Consider the following 18790-nt stretch of genomic DNA (forward strand, 5'->3'; position numbering starts at 1 on the left):
GGGCTGGCGGGCATCTGCCTGATCGTGGGCTTCGAGGCCTTGCAGGGGCTGGGGCATTCGCTGCTGGCGCAGCTCGCGCTGGTGGTGGCCGCCGTCTGCTACGGCTGCGCCGCGATGTTCGGCCGCGTGTTCAAGGGCCTGGACCCGATGGTGCCCGCGGCCGGCTCGCTGTTGAGCGGCGCGGCCCTGCTCGTGCCCGCGAGCCTGGCGATCGACAGGCCCTGGACGCTCGCCCCCTCCACCGCCTCGATGCTCGCCGTGCTGGCGCTGGCGATGCTGTCCACGGCGCTGGCCTTCACGATCTACTTCCGGCTCATCAAGACGCTGGGGCCGATGTCGACCTCGGCGCAGGCCTACCTGCGCGTGCCCATCGGCGTGACGATCGGCGTGGTGTTTCTGGGCGAGACGCTGGCGCCCACGGCGTGGGTCGGGTTGGCCTGCGTGGTGGTGGGCGTGGTCGCGATGACGATGCCCGACACACAACTTTTGCGCCGGGGCCTTCGTTTTTTACGCGGCTTTTAGACCCGCGCTTCTACGCTGCCGGCTCCTCCATCCGTTAGCGAATTCTTTCGATGAAACACCTCCTTCGCACCGCCTTGCCGGTGCTCGTTCTTCCCACCCTGTTCGCCCTGCCCCTGCTCGCCAACGCGCAGCTCACGGGCAACGTGGCGCTGACCACGAACTACAAGTTCCGCGGCCAGGACCAGGACATGCTGGGCAAGAACGACTACGCCAAGACCCGCGGCTTCAAGCCCGCCATCCAGGGCGGCTTCGACTACGCCTTCGGCGACAGCGGCTTCTACATCGGCAACTGGAATTCGAGCGTCAACTGGCTCAAGGGCAACAGCCTTGAAAGCGACCTCTACGGCGGCTACAAGTTCAAGGCCGGCCCGCTCGACATGGACGTGGGCGCCCTCACCTATCTGTACCCGGGCAATTCGACGGGCAACACGACGGAGCTGTACGCCAGCGCGGGCTACACCGACGCCACGCTCGGTTCGTTCACGCTGAAGTACTCGCACACGGTGTCGAAGGACTACTTCGGCTATGCCAGCGCCAAGACCGGCTCGGGCCGCACGGGCCGCAACACCGGCTACCTGAACCTGGCCTACAGCAAGGAGATCGTGCCCAAGGTCACGCTGAAAGCGGCCGTGGGCTACACGAACATGTCCAGCGACATCCGCAGCCTGGGCTACAGGAGCTACGTGGACTACAACGTCGGCGCGACCTACGACTTCGGCAGCGGCCTCACGCTGACCGGCTCGGTGCAGGGCGCGAACAAGAAGAGTTCGTACGTTTCCGTGGCCAACCCGGGCTACGACTACGGTTTCGGCACCGTCGGCCAGACGACCTACTCGCCGAACAAGGCCCGCTTCATCCTCACGCTGACGAAGACGCTCTGATCAGTCGATGCTGATGTTCGCCGCCTTGGCGACCTCGGCCCACTTCACGCGGTTGGCGTGCACGGTCTTCTTGAACTGGGCGGGCGACTCGATGCGCACGGTGTTGCCCTGGCTCTCGAAGCGCTCGCGGATCTCGGGCTGCTCGAGCACGGTCTTCACGGCGGCGTTGAGCTTGTCGACGATGTGCGCGTCGGTGCCCTTGGGCGCGAAGATGCCGAACCAGATGGCGCTGTCGAAGCCCTTGGTGCCGGGCAGGCCGCTGGAGGCGATGGTCGGCACCTCCTTCACGGCCGGCACCGCCGTGGCGGTGGTCACGCCCAGCAGGCGCACCTTGCCGGCCTTGTAGTGCGGAAGCACGGTCTGCACCTGGTTCATGATGCAGCAGGTTTCGCCGCGCACCACCGAGGTGATGGCCTCGGGGCCGCCCTTGTAGGGCACGTGGACCATGTTCAGGCCCAGGCGCGAGTTGAACTCGGCAAACGCCATGTGCGTGCCCGCGCCGTTGCCGGTGGAGGCGTAGTTGTACTTGCCGGGGTTGGCCTTCACCAGCTCGACGAACTCCTTGAGCGTGCGCACGTTGATCACGTCGGGGTTGATGGTGAGCACGTTCGACACGTCGAGCACGGGCGCCACGGGCACGAAGTCGGCCTCCACGTCGAAGGGCAGCTTCTTGTACAGCGCGGCATTGCTGCCGTGCGTGGCGGCGGTGCCGAACGAGAGCGTGTAGCCGTCGGGCTTGGCGTGGGCGACGTACTCGCTGGCGATGTTGCCGGCGGCGCCCGACTTGTAGTCGATGATCACGGGCTTGCCGAGCTGGCGCGACAGCGGCTCCTGGATGGCGCGGGCCACCACGTCGACGCCCGAGCCGGCCGGGAAGCCCATGATCAGTGTGACGGGTTGTTGCGGCCAGTCGGGCTGGGCCAGCGCCAGGGTCGATGCGGCAACGGTGCAGAGCAAGGCGCCAGCGGCCAGCAGGGCGCGACGCGGGAAGGGAGAATGGGCCATGTCGGTCTTTCTTCGAGGCGGACGGTGCAGGCGCCGATTGTGGCGCGCGGCTGATATCTGTTTGCACATGTGCTTATGCACCGCGCCCCTCGCCTCTCCATAATCGCTCCATGGTCCGCCCCACACAACAACTCCACACCCATCGCGAACCGGTGCCCGTGCGCGCCGCCGCCACCGTCCTGCTGCTGCGCGACACCGACGCCGGCCTGGAGGTCCTGATGACCCGCCGCTCGGCCACCGCGAGCTTCGCGCCCGGTGCCTACGTCTTTCCGGGGGGCCACATCGACGCGGCCGACGCCGCCGCCGCACGCATCGCGGCACGCCGCGCCACGCAGAGCGACACGCAGCACACGCAGGCCATCGCCGCGATCCGCGAGGCCTTCGAAGAACTCGGCATCCTGCTGGCCCGCCACGCCGACGGCCGCGCGGTGAGCGCCGGCGAGGTCGCCGCCATGGACCGCAACGCCACCGCCGGCACGGCCTTCGCCGACCAGTGCGCGGCACGCGGCCTGGTGCTGTCGGCCGACGAGGTCTTCACCTTCGCGCACTGGATCACCGACCGCGACCTGCCCAAGCGCTTCGACGTGCCCTTCCTGGTGGCGCGCATGCCCGAGGGCCAGGAGCCCACGGCCGACGAGAGCGAGCAGTTCGAGCCCTGCTGGGTGCGCCCGGCCGACGCGCTGGCGCGCCACGAGGCGGGCAGCTTCTTCATGATCTTCCCGACCATCCGCACGCTGCAGCGCATGGCGGCCTACGCGACGGTCGATGCGGTGCTCGCGGCCTGCGCGCCCGGGGCCGACGGCCAGGAGAAGCCGCTGTGGACCAGCTGTCCGCGCGCCGGCCTGCTCAAGGGCGAGGACGCGCGCTACATGGAACACGAGTCCCCCTTCGGCGAGCTCGCGCTGGTGTGCCCCGACGGCCAGATCGCGCACGCGCTCGACTGGCAGAGCACGCAGCCCGTGGCGCTGCTGAAGAACGTGCAGCGCCTCACCGCGCCGAACCCCAGCGCCATGACCGGCCCGGGCACCAACACGTACCTCGTGGGCGACGCGGCCACCGGCTACCTCGTGATCGACCCGGGCCCGAACGACGCCACGCACCTGGCGCGGCTGATGGAAGCCACGCAAGGCGACATCCGCCTGATCGTCTGCACGCACTCGCACGCCGACCACTCGCCAGGCGCCGCGCCGCTGCAGGCGCTGTGCGCCGCCGAGCGCAAGCCGCCGATCCTCGGGCTGTCGTCCGCGCCCACGGCCCGGTCCACCGCACGCTTCAGCGCCGAGCGCGAGCTGGCCGACGGCGAACAGTTGGTGCTCTCGGGCACCGCGCCCGACGGCACGCCGCTCGTGCACACGCTGCGCGCCATCCACACGCCCGGCCACGCGGCCAACCACCTGTGCCTGGTGCTGGAAGAAGACGGCCTGCTGTTCTCGGGCGACCACATCCTCAACGGCAGCACGACGGTGGTCGATCCGCCGGACGGCGACATGACGGCGTACCTCGATTCGCTCGACAAGCTCGACGCGGCCTGCGCGGCCGGCGGCATCGACTTCATCCTGCCGGCGCACGGCTACGTGATCGGCTTTGCGCGCACCGCCATCGCGCACCTGAAGGCGCACCGCCTCAAGCGCGAGGCCAAGATCGCCGCCGCGATGCAGCGGCTGCCCGACGGCACGCCCGAGCAGTGGCTGCCACTTGCCTACGACGACGTGCCCGAGCGCATGTGGCCGGTGGCCGCGCGTTCGCTGGCGGCGCACGTGGCGCGCATCCGTCAACTGGCCGACGCGCGATGAACCGCTCGAACCGCCCCTCTGCGCCCGACGACGAAGGCGTGCGCCTGGCCAAGCGCGTGGCCGCGCTGGCCCAGGTGTCGCGCCGCGAGGCCGAGCTGCTGATCGAGAACGGCGCGGTGCGCGTGGACGGCGTGCCCGCCCTGCTGCCGCAGTCGCGCGTGCAGCCGCACCAGCAGGTCGAGATCGCCGCCGGCGCGCGGCCCGAGCCCGTGGTGCCGGTGACGATGGTGCTCTACAAGCCCGCCGGCATGCCGACCGACAACGCCCACCAGCTGCTGGTGGCCGCCAACCACCACGAGCCCGAGCGCGAGGGCCAGCGCTTCCTGCCGGCGCATGCGCGCGGCCAGCGCTGCATGACGCCGCTCGAAACCGGCGCCAGCGGCCTCGTGGCCTACACGCAGGAATGGCGCATCGAGCGCAAACTGCAGGAAGACGCGGGCATCCTCGAGCACGAAGTGATGGTCGACGTGGCCGGCCCGGTGAGCCCCGAGGTGCTGGCGCGGCTGGAGCGTTCGCCCGCGCGCGTGAGCATCGGCCGGCAGTCGCCCGAGCAGACCGGCCTGCGCTTTGCGCTGAAGGGCGCGCGGCCCGGGCAGATCGCGCACATCTGCGACGGCGTGAACCTGCGCATCGTCGCCATGCGGCGCCTGCGCGTGGGCCGCGTCTCGCTGGCCGGGCTGCAGCCGGGCCAGTGGCGCTACCTGGCACCGCACGAGCGTTTTTGAAAGCGGCTTGAGGACGACGAGGCAGCACCGCAAACTGCCACCTGAAGACAGCGGCCCCGCGCCGCACACGGGAGATACCAGCACCATGAAGTTCGGCACACCGATCCGCACCCTGGCCTGCACCCTGCCCCTGACGCTGCTGGCGGGCTGCAGCTACCTCACGGCCTTGCTGTTCCCGGACGCGCCGGTCGGTTCGCCGACCACTGCAACGACAGCCGCGCCACCCGCCGTGGTGTCCAAAGACGGCCTCGCGCCGATCACCGCGGTGCAGGTGGAGCGCATCCGCGAAGCCGTCGGCGGCAAGCCCCCGAGCCCCGCGGTGGGCAAGGTGGTGGGGAGCGCGTCGCCGACCATCGAATCCTTCCTGCGTACCGAAGGCTGCATCACGGCGCGCAACGGCGCGGTGCTCAACCCCTTCGCGGCACCCGGCCGGCTGTTCGACGGCACGGGCTTCCAGGCCGGGCCGATGGCCGAGATGCAGTACCACGACAAGACCGCCTGCGTGACGGTGCAGCGCATCCAGAACTGGAAGCTGGTGTCGCCCCGGCTGCTGCGTTTCGACGTGGTCTACGTGGGCGACGACGGCGAGGAGCGCGCCATCAAGCGCCACGAGCTGACGCGCCAGCCCAAGGGCGGCTGGCTGTTCACGCGCTGAGCGTTGCGGCCGGCGAGCGGCACGTGCCGCTCAGCGGACGGTCGTGGCGGGCTTGCCTTGTTGGCTTTGTGCGAGCGCGTCATCGGCCGGCTCCCAGCCGCCGCCGAGCGCCATGAACAGCACGACCTGGTCGTCGGCCAGTTGCGCCTCGCTGGCGGCCAATGCGGCGTCGGCGCCGGCCAGTGCGCGTTCGGCGTCGAGCGCGTCGAGGTAGGCGGTGCGGCCGTTGCGGTAGAGCTGGCGCGCCTGCGCGGCGACCTTGGCGCTTTCGTCGCGCGAGGCCTGCAGGGCGGCACGGCGGTCGAGCTCGCGGGCGTAGGTGCCGAGCGCGGTCTCGGTCTCGCGCAGCGCGGTGAGCACGGTGCCGTCGAACTTCGCGAGCGCGGCGCGCGTGCCGGCCTCGGCCTGTGCGATGCGGGCCTGCGCTGCGCCGGTGTTGGGCACGGTCCACGAGATCAGCGGGCCCACGCTCCAGGCCAGCGTGTCCTGGCGGCCGAAGCCGGTGGCATGGCCGGCCGACGAACCCGACAGGCCCAGCGTGACCTTCGGATAGAGGTCGGCCGTGGCCACGCCGATGCGCGCGGTGGATGCGGCGAGGCTGCGCTCGGCCTGGCGGATGTCGGGCCGGCGGCGCAGCAGCGCGGCACCGTCGCCCACCGGCAGCGCGCCGGCCACGCGCGGCGGCGTCGTGCAGTCGGCCACCTCGCGCGGAAAGTCTTGCGGCAGTGCGCCGGTGAGCGTGGCCAGGCGGTAGAGCGCGCCCTGGCGCTGGGCCTTCAGCGGCGGCAGCGCGGCGTCGAGCTGCGCGAGCTGGGCACGCGCGCGGCCGGCGTCGATGGCACCGGCGCGGCCCGCGCGCTGCAGGCGCTCGGTGACGTTCACGGCGTCTTGCTGCAGCGAGACCGACTTCTGCGCGATCTGCAGCCGCAGGCCGGCCGAGCAGGCTTCGGCGTAGGCGCGCGCGGTGCCGGCCGCGACGTTCACGCGCACGAGGTCGAGCGCGGCTTCGGCGGCCTGGCTGCTGGCGGCCGAGGCCTCGATGGCGCGGCGGATCTGGCCGAACAGGTCGACCTGGTACGACAGCGACGCACCCGCGCTGTAGTTGAAGGTGTTCGGCGGCTCGTAGCCCTTTTGCAGCAGCGACAGGCCCGAGACGTGGCCGAAGGACGGCCCGCCGTTCACGCCGATCGTGGGGTACTTGGCGCCGGCCACTTCGGTTTCGATGGCGCGTTCGCGCTCGAGGTTGGCGACGGCCTGGCGCAGGTCGGTGTTGTGCGCGAGGGCCTGGGTGACGAGCCGGTCGAGCAGCGGGTCGTGGTACAGGCGCCACCAGTGCGCGGGCAGCGGCGCGGCATTCGCCGGTGCTTCGGCGAACGGCTTGGCCGCAGCGGGCTGGCTGGCCAGCGCTTCGGGCGGCTGCCGGTAGTCGGGGCCGACCGCCGCGCAGGCCGCGAGCCCGGCCGCGACCGCGAGCGAAGCCATGCGAAAGGCGAAGCGGGTCATGGCGGTCATCCCTTCTTCGGTGTGGCGGCCGCGTGGGCCGCGTCGTGTTCGAGGACCTGCACCGTGACGGTCTGGCCGGCCACGAGGCGCGCGCCTTCGGGCAGCGGGTCGAGCTTCACGCGCACCGGGATGCGCTGCGCCAGCCGCACCCAGTTGAAGGTCGGGTTCACGCTGGGCAGCAGGTTGGCGCTGGTGGAGCGGTCGCGGTCGGCGATGCCGGCGGCCACGCTGTCGACCGCGCCTTCGAGCACCGCGCCGCCGCCCATCGGCGTCACGCGCACGCGGTCGCCCAGGTGGATGCGCGGCAGCTTCGTTTCTTCGAAATAGCCTTCGACATAGAACGACTGCGCGTCGACCAGCGCGAGCACCGGCCGGCCGGCGGCGGCGTAGCTGCCCTGGCGCAGGTCGAGGTTGGTGACGAGGCCGTCGGCCGGCGCGCGCACTTCGGCGCGCTGCAGGTTCAGGCGCGCCGAATCGAGCGCCACCTCGGCCTGCGCGACGGCGGCCTGCGCCTGCTCGACGCGGGCGCGGGTCTGTTCGCGCGACTCCTTCGACACCAGCTCGTCCAGCCCCGTGTTGCGTGCGTTCTCGCGCTGGGCCTGGGCGCTCACGGCGCGCTGCGCGGCGAGCGCGGCCTGCGCCTGGCGCACGGCGAGGTCGTAGCGCGCGCGGTCCACCTCGAACAGCAGCGTGCCGGCGGCGACCGGCTGGTTGTCCCGGATCGGCACGGCCGTGACGAGGCCCGAGACGTCGGGTGCGATCTGGACCACGTTGGCGCGCACGCGGCCGTCGCGCGTCCACGGTGCGAGCTCGTAGTGGTCCCACAGGCGAAAGCCCGCCCAGACGGCGGCGGCCACCACGGCCACGGTGAGGAGAACGCGCAGCAGGCTCTGGGCCCGGGGGTTGTCTGCGAAGGGGTTGGCTTTCATGGGAATCTCTGTGTGGTTTGCGTTGTCATTGCAGGTGCGCCGTGAGGCGGCTCAGGCCGTACAGCAGCAGCAGGTACAGCGCCATATCGAACAGCGCCGGGTGCCACACCCAGCGGTACAGGCCAGTGGCGGCAAGCAGCCGGCGCACGCCCCACAGGGCGAGCAGCGCGGCGGCGGCCAGCAACATGAGCCAGGGCACGTAGAGCCCGTAGAAACTGGCTTCGCCGATCATGCGGAAGCTCCTTGCGGTGAAGAAGAAGACACAGCCGCGAGCGAAGGCGGCGCGTCGGGGAACAGGTTGCGGCGCAGGCCGACCAGCGCGGTGACGGCGGCACGCGACGCGGTGGAGGTGTCGCGCGCAGCGAGCACGGCGGCCAACGCTTCATCGATCTGCGGCAGCAGCGCCGCCGGTCGCGGCGCCATGCGGCCTTCGCCGCGCTGGCGGAAGAAGCGCGCGATGCCGCCGAGCAACGCGGCCGAAGTGACCATCGGCAGCTGGGCGCGCACGCGCTGCAGCACGGCGATGTCGGCGCCCATGCGCAGGTCGCGCAGCGCGTCGTTGGCGGCCACGCCTTCCACGGTGCCGCCGGCCTGTGCGATGCGCGGCGCCAGCAGGCCGATGCGGTCGAGCATGCGCACGGCGTAGGCGTCGCTCTGCGCGTACTGCGGTTGGGTGGAGGCGGCCATGTCGCCGAGTTCGCGCCAGGTGGCGCGCTGGATGCGGCGCGCGCTCCAGTCGGCGCCCACCGAACGCACCAGCCGCGTGACGCGCGCGGCCATCACCACGCCGACGATCTGGCCGGTCATGCTGTTGATGAAGCTCACGAGGTCGGCGCTGGCGGTGTCATGCATCGCCAGCGTGCCCGACACGCCGAACACCAGCGCCATCGCGGCCATGAAGTGCGTCGGGCGCGGCAGGTACAGGCCCAGCACCAGGAACAGCGGCGCGCAGACCAGCGCGAGCATGCCGAAGTCCTGCACCGTGGGCATGAGCACGAGCACGTAGACGGCCGAGATGGGAATGGACCACAGCGTCCACTTCAGGAAGCCGTGCATCGCGGGCACGGGGTCGTCCATGGTGGCGAAGAAACAGCAGAAGACGGCGGCCATCATGGTGGCGGCCGAGCCCATGGTCCAGCCCGTGAGGATCCAGAACGCGCCGCACACGCAGATGGCGATGACGGCGGCCAGCGCTGACAGCAGCGCCATGCCGTGGTCGCGGTGCATCGCGCGCTGGCCCAGCGCGGCCGTGCGGCGCAACGGCGCGCCGCCCTTGAGGCCTTCGTCGATGTCGCGGCGCAGCCGAGCGCAGGCGGTCCAGCCGTCGACCAGTTCTTCGAGCCGGCCTGCGAGGCCGATGCGCAGTGCGCGGGCCCAGGGCGTGAACCCCACGTCCTGCGCGCTGCCCAGCGCACCGATCGCCTGGCGCAGCGCCTGCAGGCGTGCAGAGGCGTCGACGGCCGGGTCGCTCTCGTCGCGCAGCCATTGCGCGGCCAGCGCCAGCACGGCGGTGACGTCGGGCGCGAGGCGGCCTTCGGCTTGCGCCAGCGCCTGCAGCCGGTCTTCGACGGCCGACAGCGCGGGCGTGAGCGCCGCCACGCGGTCCTGCATGGCGCGAATCGCGCCGGCGGTCCAGCGCAGGTGCGTGGTGTCGAAGGGCACGTGGGTCGAAAGAAGGCGCAGCTGCGTGATATCGCCGGCGAGGCGGCGGCGGTCGTCGTCCAGGCGCTTGGGGTCGGCGTCCTTGGGGGTGCTGCGGTCGCCGGGCTGGAACAGGTCGCCGATCCACTGGCGCGCGTCTTTCAGCGTGCGGTCGAGCAGGCCCAGCACGGTGGGCGCGAGCCCCGCGGGCAGCACGAGGCTGTGGACCAGCGTGGCGCAGAAGATGCCCAGGCCGATCTCTTCCACGCGCGCCACGGCAGTGTCGAACAGCACGAGCGGCGTCTGCACCGACGGAAAGCCGATCAGCGCCGCCGTGTAGCCCGCGAGCATGAAGACGTACGAGCGCGGCGTGCGGTCGAGCAGCGACACATACAGGCACAGCCCGACCCACAGCGCGAGCACCAGCGTGAGCAGCTCGGGCGCGTTGGACAGCGCGGGCACCATGAGCACGGTGGCGACGCTGCCGATGAGCGTGCCGCAGAAGCGGAACACCGCCTTGGAGCGCACGGCGCCGGCCAGCGGGTGGGCGACGACGTAGGTGGTCATGAGCGCCCAGAACGGGCGCGGCAGGCCGGCGCGGCTGGCCAGGTACATCGCCAGCATCGCGGCGGCGAAGCTCTTGACGGAAAAGAGAACTTCCGCGCGGGTGAAGCGCGGCAGCGCCATCGACATCGCCATTTACTGGCCGCGCCCTTCCTGCTGCAGGCTCTGCATGCCGGCGGCACTGCGGCCGAGCTTGGCCTCGAGCGCGCCGAAGACGCGCAAGGTGGCGGCGATGTCCTCGTCGGGAATGCCTTCGAACAGCGCGGCGCGCATCTGGCGCAGCGCGGCCTCGATGGGCTCGCAGACGGCGCGGCCGGCGGGCGTGAGGTGCAGCGTCTTGGCGCGGCGGTCGGCGGGGTCTTCGCGACGCTCGACGAAACCGGCCTCGACCAGTTGGTCGAGCGAGCGCACCAGCGACGGCCCTTCGATGCCCAGCGCCTCGGCCACCGTGCCCTGCCGAACGCCGTCTTCCATGCGCCCGAGCACCACGACCGGCCAGGCCAGCGTCTGCGACAGGCCCACGTGCGCCACCGCCTTGTCGGCCGCCGCGCGGTAACCGCGCTGGAGCACCGACAGCGAGGTGCCGAGCCGCATCAGCGCGTGTTCGCGCAACGGGGAGATGGGTTCGGTATCGGCCACGGCGTTATCAATTAGTTAGCTTGCTAACAATTGTACGGGTTTCTACCGAGTCTTGCACGCGACCGTGCACGTCGTCAGCGCGCGGCCCAGGGAAAAGGGGGAAGGGAAAGAAAAGTGTGAAGCTCGCCGATAAGCCGGATTCTGTGCACCGAGGCCCTCTTGCGAAGACCCCGGCGTGACCGCCATTACTCTGGGCCGTTTGTCGCCAAACGGCTCGATGCCACCTACCCGCCAGCTCAGCGGAACCACCTCAATACTGGCCTACTTGGTGTTGCTGCGCGCAGAGATTGCCCGTTTCACCCGAACTGAATCGGCTCGTCTCTGTTGCTCTGATCCTCACCTCACGGTGGAGAGTCGTTAACTCCTGCGCTGTCCTGTGCAGTCCGGACGTTCCTCCAGTGCGATCTTTCGACCCGATGCTGTTGCCCGAAGGCAGAGCATCGTCCCTTTCGGGCTTGCACCAGCGGCGGTCTGGCGTGCTTCACCGCTCGATTATCGCCCGCCCCATCAATGACCCTTCAGGCGGTGTCGCGCGCCGGCCGTCAGCCGGGCGTTTCGCTGTCCCCGGCCTGCACCAGGCCCAGCTTGCGCAGGGTTCGATGGAAGTTGCTGCGGTCGATGCCGGCCTCGCGCGCGGCGCTGGCCACGCGGCCGCCGTGGCGGGCCAGCAGTTCCGACAGCCAGGCCCGCTGGAAGGCCTCGGTCGCCTCGCGCAGCGTGCCGCCAGCGATGGCAGGCCCCGCGTGTTCGTTCGCCGGGGCCTGCACGGGCGCTGCCACCGCGCCTCCCACGGCGGCGGCGCTGTCCAGCGCCAGGTGATGCGGTTCGATGGCCGTCCAGCGCGAGCCGCGCGGCTGTTCCCTGAACGCCCGCAGCGAAGCGCGGCTGATCACGTGCTCGAGCTCGCGCACATTGCCCGGCCAGCCGTGCGCCAGCATGGCGGCCTTCGACGCCGGCGAGAGCCGCAGATTGCGCGCGCCCAGCCGGTGCTGGTTCTCCTCGAGAAAGCTGCCGGCCAGCACGAGCACGTCGCGCCCCCGTTCGCGCAGCGGCGCAACCACGAGCGGATAGACCGACAGCCGGTGGTACAGGTCGGCGCGAAAGCGCCCCTGCGCGATCGCCGCGGGCAGGTCGCGGTTGGTGGCCGCGATCACGCGCACGTCGACCTTGCGCATGCGGTCGCTGCCGGGGCGCTGCACCTCGCCGCTTTGCAGCACGCGCAGCAGCTTGGCCTGCACGCTCAGCGGCAGTTCGCCGACCTCGTCGAGAAAGAGCGTGCCGCCATCGGCGATCTCGAACTTGCCGTCGCGGTCCTGCACGGCGCCGGTGAACGCGCCGCGCTTGTGGCCGAAGAGTTCGCTGTCGGCCAGCGACTCGGGCAGCGCCGCGCAGTTGACCTGCACCAGCGGCTGCTCGCTGCGGCGCGAGCGCGCGTGCAGGCGCTGCGCGACCAGGTCCTTGCCCACGCCGGTTTCGCCGAGCAGCAGCACCGTGAGGTCGGACACGGCGACGGTGTCGATCTCGTGGCACAGCTGCTTCATCGCCGGGCTGCTGCCCAGCAGCTCGCGCGGCGCGCCACGCCCCGCCCGCAGCGCCTGCGCGACGGCCTGCTCGCGCATCGCGCGCGCCTGCATTTCGCGGATCGTGTGGGCGGCCTCGATGCCGGTTTCGACGAGGGCGATCAGTGCCTCCATCTGCGCCGGGCCCACGGCGTCGAAGGCGTGCGGCTCCAGGGCGTCCAGCGTGAGCAGGCCCCAGACGGCGCCGCGCAGGCGCAGCGGCGCGCCCATGCAGTCGTGCACGGGCAGGATGCCCGGCTGGCCGGCGACGAGGCCGTCGTACGGGTCGGGCAGGCTGCTGTCGTGGGCGAAGCGCAGGCCCCGTTCGCTGTCGAGCAGGCGCGCGAAACGCGGATGGGCGGCGACGGGAAACTGGCGCCCGAGGGTTTCGTCGCTCAGGCCGTCGACCGCGACGGGCTTCAACACGTCGACGTCGAGCTGCAGCAGCGCGGCGGCGTCGCAGCGGACCAGGCCGCGCGCGGCGGCGAGCAGCGACCGGTAGCGGGCGGCCTCGGCTTCGGGCTCGGGCTCGGGTGGTGAGGCCTCGGTGGTCGAATCGACACGCAATGTGGTCATAAGTACAACGCTGAAGTTGTTGTGAATTTGACCACGCCTGATAAATCCCCAATGGCGTCAAGCACTTGCAGAGGCCTTCCGGCTGGCACGGATCGTGAGATGACCAACGCATCTCAACCGAAGGACCGCCAGACCATGAATCCGCAAACCATCGCCATCGTCAAGTCCACCGTGCCCGCGCTCCAGGCCCACGGCGAGGCCATCACCAGCCACTTCTACAAGATCATGTTCGAGGGCCATCCGCAGGTGAAGGCCTTCTTCAACGAGGCGCACCAGGCGGCCGGCACGCAGGCGCGCGCGCTGGCGGGTGCGGTCATCGCCTATGGCGCGCACATCGACCGGCTCGAAGCGATCGCCGGCGCCCTGCCCCGCATCATCCAGAAGCACGCCGCGCTGGGCGTGCTGCCGGAGCACTACCCGATCGTCGGCCACTACCTGCTGCGCGCCGTGAAGGAGGTGCTCGGCGATGCCGCGACCGACGAGGTGATCGCCGCGTGGGGCGAGGCCTACGAATCGCTGGCGGGCCTGCTCATCGCCGCGGAAGAAGCCGTCTACAGCGCCAACGCGGCGCAACCCGGCGGGTGGCGCGGCACGCGCGAATTCCGCGTGGCGCGGCGCGAAGACGAAAGCGAAGTCATCGCCTCGTTCTACCTGGAGCCCGTGGACGACGGCGCGCTGCTGGCCTTCTCGCCGGGGCAGTACCTCACGCTGGTGCTGGAGATCGACGGCCAGCCGGTGCGACGCAACTACTCGCTGTCCGACGCGCCGGGCAAGCCGTGGTACCGCATCAGCGTGAAGAAGGAAGAAGGCGGTCGCGCCTCGAACTGGCTGCACGAGGCCGCCGCGGTCGGCACGCGGCTGCAGGTGCAGGCGCCGTGCGGCGACTTCGTGCTGCAGCCCGCGGGCGAACAGGCACGTCCCCTCGTGCTGGTGACGGGCGGCGTGGGCATCACGCCTGCGATGAGCATGCTCGAATCGGTGGCCCACACGGGCCGGCCGGTGCACTTCGTCCATGCGGCGCGGCACGGCGGTGCGCACGCCTTCCGCGCCCGCGTCGACGCACTCGCGCAGCGGCATGCGAACGTGAAGCCGCTGTATGTCTACGACGCGCCGCGCGACACCGACACGCCGCATGCGACCGGCTTCGTCACCCGCGAGCTGCTGGCCGGGCTGCTGCCGGAAGACCGCGATGTCGACCTGTACTTTCTCGGACCGAAGCCCTTCATGCAGGCGGTGTATGCGAACGGGCTGGCGCTCGGCGTGCCGAAGCAGCAGCTTCGCTACGAGTTCTTCGGGCCGCTCGAAGCCCTGGAGGCCTGAACCGCAACGGCCTGCCATCCCCTCGTGCTGAAACGGTCGCGGGCCGGGTGCAACCCGGCCCAGGGGGCGCCACAATGCGCGCTGACCATCCGACCCTCGCACCCAAGGAGATTCCATGAAGGCCCAGAACATCCTCCAGACCATCGGCAACACGCCGCACATCCGCATCAACCGCCTGTTCGGCCATGCGAAGCAGCAGGTCTGGATCAAGTCGGAGCGCGCCAACCCCGGCGGCTCGATCAAGGACCGTATCGCGCTGTCGATGGTGGAAGACGCCGAGAAGAGCGGCGCGCTGAAACCCGGCGGCACCATCGTCGAGCCCACCTCGGGCAACACCGGCATCGGCCTGGCGATGGTCGCGGCCGTCAAGGGCTACAAGCTGATCCTGGTGATGCCCGACAGCATGTCGGTGGAGCGCCGCCGCCTGATGCTGGCCTACGGCGCCACCTTCGACCTCACGCCGCGCGCCAACGGCATGAAGGGCTCCATCGCCCGCGCCGAGGAAATCGTGGCCGGCACGCCGGGCGCGTGGATGCCGCAGCAGTTCAACAACCCCGCCAACGTCGACGTGCACGTGCGCACCACGGCCGAAGAGATCGCGGCCGACTTTCCCGAGGGCATCGACGTGCTCATCACCGGCGTGGGCACGGGCGGCCACATCACCGGCGTGGCGAAGGTGCTGAAGAAGAAGTGGCCCAAGCTGCAGGTGTTCGCGGTGGAGCCCGTGGCCTCGCCCGTGATCTCGGGCGGCGCGCCGGCGCCCCACCCCATCCAGGGCATCGGCGCGGGCTTCATTCCGAAGAACCTGGACACCTCGCTGCTGGACGGCGTGCTGCAGGTCGACGCCGAACCGGCGCGCGAAATGGCACGCCGCTGCGCGGTCGAGGAAGGCATCCTGGTCGGCATCTCGTCGGGCGCGACGCTCGCGGCCATCGCGCAGAAGCTGCCCTCGCTGGCGCCCGATGCGGTGGTGCTGGGCTTCAACTACGACACGGGCGAGCGCTACCTCTCCGTCGAAGGCTTCCTGCCCGCCTGACCCAGCTACAAGTTTCATAGCGCCCCGGGCGCTTAAAATCGTCGGTCTGCTTGATAACCACAAGCCCCACGACATGCTGCGAATCTCCGAACTCAAACTCCCGCTCGACCACGCCCCAGAGGCGCTGGCCACCCTGATCGCCCGGACGCTCGACGTTCCGACCGAAGCGATCGCCTCCCACACCGTCTACAAGCGCAGCTTCGACGCCCGCAAGGTCGACCTGCTCACGGTCTACATCTGCGACGTGCAGCTGGCCGACGCCGCGCTCGAAGCCGCGCTGCTGGCCAAGCACGCCAGCCACCCGCACATCCAGCCCGCGCCCGACATGCGCTACACGCCGCCGGGCCAGGCGCCCGCGGACGCCACGCGCCCCGTGGTGATCGGCTTCGGCCCCTGCGGCATCTTCGCGGCGCTGATGCTCGCGAAGATGGGTTTCAAGCCCATCGTGCTCGAACGCGGCAAGACCGTGCGCCAGCGCACCCGCGACACCTGGGGCCTGTGGCGCAAGAGCGTGCTCAACCCCGAGTCGAACGTGCAGTTCGGCGAAGGCGGCGCCGGCACCTTCTCGGACGGCAAGCTCTACAGCCAGATCAAGGACCCGCGCTTCCTCGGCCGCAAGGTGATGGAAGAGTTCGTGAAGGCCGGCGCGCCGCCCGAAATCTTGTACGTCGCGCACCCGCACATCGGCACCTTCAAGCTGGTGAAGGTGGTGGAGAACATCCGCGAGCAGATCGTCGCGCTCGGCGGCGAGATCCGCTTCGAGCAGCGCGTGACCGACGTGCACATCGAAGACGGCCACCTGCGCGGCCTGACGGTGCTCGACCAGACGACGGGCCAGAGCAGCGAACTGCGCGCCGACCACGTCGTGATGGCGCTGGGCCACAGCTCGCGCGACACCTTCGAGATGCTGCACGCACGCGGCGTGCACATCGAGGCCAAGCCCTTCTCCATCGGCTTTCGCGTCGAGCATCCGCAGGGCCTCATCGACCGCGCCCGCTGGGGCCGCCACGCGGGCCATCCGCTGCTCGGTGCGGCCGACTACAAGCTGGTGCATCACGCCAGCAACGGCCGCTCGGTCTACAGCTTCTGCATGTGCCCCGGCGGCACCGTGGTCGCGGCCACCAGCGAGCCGGGCCGCGTGGTCACCAACGGCATGAGCCAGTACTCGCGCAACGAACGCAACGCCAACGCGGGCATCGTGGTGGGCATCGACCCGCGCGACTTCCCGGGCGATGCGCTCGCGGGCATCGCGCTGCAGCGCCAGCTCGAAAGCAACGCCTACGTGCTCGGCGGCAGCAACTACCACGCGCCCGGCCAGCTGGTGGGCGACTTCATCGCCGGCAAGCCGTCGACCGCGCTCGGAAGCATCATCCCGTCGTACAAGCCCGGCGTGACACCGACCGACCTGCACCAGGCCCTGCCCGCCTACGCCATCGAGGCGATGCGCGAAGCCTTCCCGGCCTTCGGCCGCAAGATCAAGGGCTTCGACACGCACGACGCCGTGCTCACCGGCGTGGAAACGCGCACCTCGTCGCCGATCAAGATCACGCGCGGCGACGACTTCCAGAGCCTCAACGTGCGCGGCCTCTACCCGGCCGGCGAAGGCGCGAGCTACGCGGGCGGCATCCTGTCGGCCGGCGTGGACGGCATCAAGGTGGCCGAGGCCGTGGCGCGCAGCGTGCTCGGCAGCGCCGTTTGACGATGCACTTGCACCGCCCCACCACCGGCCAGCTGGCCGTCGCCACGCTGGCGATGGCCGCCGTGGTGCTCGCGTCCAACCTCCTGGTGCAGTTCGCCATCAACGACTGGCTCACCTGGGGCGCCTTCACCTACCCGGTGGCCTACCTCGTGAGCGACCTCGTCAACCGGCGCTTCGGCCCCGGCATGGCGCGGCGCGTGGCGTGGGTCGGCTTCGCGGTGGCCGTGGCGGTGTCGCTGCTGCTCGCGCCGGCGCGCATTGCTGCCGCCTCGGGCCTGGCCTTCATCGCCTCGCAGCTGCTCGACATCCGCGTGTTCGACCGCCTGCGCCGGGGCCTGTGGTGGCGCGCGCCGCTGGTGGCCACGGTGATCGCGGCCGTGCTCGACAGCATCGTCTTCTGGGGCATCGCCTTCGCAGGCACCGACGGCCCCTGGCTCACCTGGGCGCTCGGCGACCTGGGCGTGAAGCTCGGTGTCGGTGTGCTGATGCTGCTGCCGTTCCGGCTGCTGATCGGGCGGCAAGCCGCTGACCGAGGTGACCGAGGCGCTGCACGCGCATGACGATCCGCCCTGACAATACCCGCAGGATGTTCCGGCCGCGCTGACCGCGCGGGACCGGTTGTTCCTTTTCTTCCCTTTCCATCCCCTCGCGCCCATCGCCGAGCCTTCCGTATGACCGACGCATCCACCGCCGCCCCGAACACGAACTCGCGCAACGCACGGCGCCAGCGCCCGGACATGGCCGAGCAGCTGCAGCAGCTGAAGGCCGGCGCGGGCACCGACGCAGGCGCTGACGCGTCGGCAGCGCAGCCCGCCCCCGCGCAACAGCAGCAGCAACAACGCCCGCCGCGTGCCAAGCAACAGCGCCCGCATGGGCAGCAGCAGCCGCCGCAGCAAGGGCGCAAGCCGCGCGGACAGCAGCCGCAACAGCAACAACAGCCCGAAGCCCAGCGCGCACCGCGCAAGGTCAACCCGGTGCTCGAGCGCCTGTTCGCGCTGTACCCGCAGCTCTTCGGCGCACGCTTCGTGCCGCTGAAGCTCGGCGTGTACGAAGAGCTGATCGCGCGCCATCCCGAAGACTTCAAGGCCGAAGACCTGAAGATCGCGATGGGCCAGCATGCGCGCTCCACGCGCTACCTCGAGAGCGTGGCCGCCGGCCATGCGCGCCATGATCTGGACGGCAACGCGCTCGACCCGGTTGCGCCCGAGCACGTGCACCACGCCATCCTCGAGCTGCACCGCCGCCGCTCGCACCGCAACCCCGGCGAAGACCTGCGTCCCCAGCTGGTGACGCGCATCGCCAAGGCCATCGAAGCCTCGGGCCTCGACCACGAGGCCTATGCCGTGCTGGTGCGCTCGCGCGACGCCAACAACAACGCCGTCGTCGACGAAGCCCTGGCCGAACTCGCCCAGCAGGCCGCCAAGCGCGAAGCCCTGCTGCGCGCCTTCGAAGCCAGCGGCCGCAGCGAACAGGAGTTCGCCGACATGTACGGCATGAAACCCGGCGACGTGACGCGCACGCTGCAGCGCGTGCGGGACGACAAGAAGCGGGCCGAGGCTGCGGCAGAGGCCGCCGCCGCTGCGGCCGCAGCGGCACCGGAAGCAGTACCAGAAGCTGCGCCGCAAGCCGCCGAATCCGCACCGGACACGCCCGCGTCCGACGAGCCTGCCGCCACCGGCAATTGAACGGCCTGAAGCGCCCAGAAGGCTGCAACTGTGCAGTCTGACTGCGGCGCGGCGAATT

General features: G+C 70.7%; 17 protein-coding genes and 1 other RNA gene. 10 read left to right on the forward strand and 8 right to left on the reverse strand.

All coding sequences use genetic code 11. The annotated features are described in order from the left end of the window. Together AC07Y4_RS25105 and AC07Y4_RS25110 are read left to right on the forward strand one after the other, a co-directional pair. On the forward strand, window positions 1-522 hold a 522-nt coding region (locus AC07Y4_RS25105), incomplete at its 5' end, for an EamA family transporter (protein WP_495275270.1). Window positions 523-572: 50 nt separating this feature from the next. Continuing rightward, window positions 573-1403, forward strand: a complete 831-nt coding sequence (locus tag AC07Y4_RS25110; protein WP_487848108.1) for a TorF family putative porin — start codon at window positions 573-575, stop codon at window positions 1401-1403. Here AC07Y4_RS25110 and AC07Y4_RS25115 read toward each other — a convergent pair whose 3' ends face one another. Next, window positions 1404-2408 (reverse strand): Bug family tripartite tricarboxylate transporter substrate binding protein, encoded by a 1005-nt coding sequence (locus tag AC07Y4_RS25115; protein ID WP_487848109.1) that lies wholly within the window; start codon window positions 2406-2408, stop codon window positions 1404-1406. 110 nt (window positions 2409-2518) lie between these two features. On the opposite strand from AC07Y4_RS25115, the gene AC07Y4_RS25120 reads away from it, so the two are divergent. From AC07Y4_RS25120 to AC07Y4_RS25130, 3 genes are all read left to right on the forward strand, one after another. Beyond that, window positions 2519-4201: an MBL fold metallo-hydrolase gene (locus tag AC07Y4_RS25120; protein ID WP_487848110.1), complete on the forward strand. Its 1683-nt coding sequence runs from the start codon at window positions 2519-2521 to the stop codon at window positions 4199-4201. Beyond that, on the forward strand, window positions 4198-4926 hold the full coding sequence (locus AC07Y4_RS25125; protein ID WP_390346730.1) for an RNA pseudouridine synthase: 729 nt from the start codon (window positions 4198-4200) through the stop codon (window positions 4924-4926). The genes AC07Y4_RS25120 and AC07Y4_RS25125 overlap by 4 nt, the downstream gene beginning before the upstream one ends. An 85-nt stretch (window positions 4927-5011) precedes the next feature. Beyond that, on the forward strand, window positions 5012-5581 hold the full coding sequence (locus AC07Y4_RS25130; protein ID WP_487848111.1) for a hypothetical protein: 570 nt from the start codon (window positions 5012-5014) through the stop codon (window positions 5579-5581). 30 nt (window positions 5582-5611) lie between these two features. Here AC07Y4_RS25130 and AC07Y4_RS25135 read toward each other — a convergent pair whose 3' ends face one another. From AC07Y4_RS25135 to norR, 7 genes are all read right to left on the reverse strand, one after another. Further along, window positions 5612-7093, reverse strand: coding sequence for an efflux transporter outer membrane subunit (locus AC07Y4_RS25135; protein WP_487848112.1), 1482 nt, complete (start codon window positions 7091-7093; stop codon window positions 5612-5614). Further along, window positions 7090-8013 carry an efflux RND transporter periplasmic adaptor subunit gene (locus AC07Y4_RS25140; protein WP_095743575.1) on the reverse strand — a complete coding sequence of 308 codons (924 nt, stop codon included), beginning with the start codon at window positions 8011-8013 and terminating at the stop codon, window positions 7090-7092. The genes AC07Y4_RS25135 and AC07Y4_RS25140 overlap by 4 nt, the downstream gene beginning before the upstream one ends. A 25-nt stretch (window positions 8014-8038) precedes the next feature. Beyond that, a complete protein-coding gene (locus AC07Y4_RS25145; RefSeq protein WP_099795029.1) occupies window positions 8039-8245 on the reverse strand; it encodes a DUF1656 domain-containing protein in 207 nt (68 codons plus the stop codon). Beyond that, a complete protein-coding gene (locus AC07Y4_RS25150; RefSeq protein ID WP_487848140.1) occupies window positions 8242-10341 on the reverse strand; it encodes an FUSC family protein in 2100 nt (699 codons plus the stop codon). Before AC07Y4_RS25150 ends, AC07Y4_RS25145 begins: the two co-directional genes overlap by 4 nt. A 12-nt stretch (window positions 10342-10353) precedes the next feature. Next, the gene (locus AC07Y4_RS25155; RefSeq protein ID WP_139701559.1) at window positions 10354-10812 is read right to left on the reverse strand and encodes a MarR family winged helix-turn-helix transcriptional regulator; all 459 of its coding nucleotides are present in this window, start codon (window positions 10810-10812) and stop codon (window positions 10354-10356) included. A 159-nt stretch (window positions 10813-10971) separates the two neighbouring features. Further along, window positions 10972-11340, reverse strand: an RNA gene (gene rnpB / locus AC07Y4_RS25160) — RNase P RNA component class A. A 59-nt stretch (window positions 11341-11399) separates the two neighbouring features. After that, on the reverse strand, window positions 11400-12992 hold the full coding sequence (gene norR / locus AC07Y4_RS25165; RefSeq protein WP_487848113.1) for a nitric oxide reductase transcriptional regulator NorR: 1593 nt from the start codon (window positions 12990-12992) through the stop codon (window positions 11400-11402). Between the two features lie 135 nt (window positions 12993-13127). Between norR and hmpA the strand changes: the two genes are divergently transcribed. From hmpA to AC07Y4_RS25190, 5 genes are all read left to right on the forward strand, one after another. Then, window positions 13128-14312 (forward strand): NO-inducible flavohemoprotein, encoded by a 1185-nt coding sequence (gene hmpA / locus AC07Y4_RS25170; protein ID WP_487848114.1) that lies wholly within the window; start codon window positions 13128-13130, stop codon window positions 14310-14312. Window positions 14313-14427: 115 nt separating this feature from the next. Next, complete coding sequence (cysK, locus tag AC07Y4_RS25175) at window positions 14428-15348, forward strand: cysteine synthase A (protein WP_062478599.1); 921 nt, start codon at window positions 14428-14430, stop codon at window positions 15346-15348. Between the two features lie 73 nt (window positions 15349-15421). Beyond that, a complete protein-coding gene (locus AC07Y4_RS25180) occupies window positions 15422-17047 on the forward strand; it encodes an NAD(P)/FAD-dependent oxidoreductase (protein WP_487848115.1) in 1626 nt (541 codons plus the stop codon). A 2-nt stretch (window positions 17048-17049) separates the two neighbouring features. Continuing rightward, the gene (locus AC07Y4_RS25185; protein ID WP_487848116.1) at window positions 17050-17607 is read left to right on the forward strand and encodes a VUT family protein; all 558 of its coding nucleotides are present in this window, start codon (window positions 17050-17052) and stop codon (window positions 17605-17607) included. Between the two features lie 111 nt (window positions 17608-17718). Beyond that, window positions 17719-18732: a ProQ/FinO family protein gene (locus AC07Y4_RS25190; RefSeq protein WP_487848117.1), complete on the forward strand. Its 1014-nt coding sequence runs from the start codon at window positions 17719-17721 to the stop codon at window positions 18730-18732. Window positions 18733-18790 lie beyond the last annotated feature (58 nt).

The organism is Variovorax sp. GW460-12-1-14-LB1, from assembly GCF_059423605.1.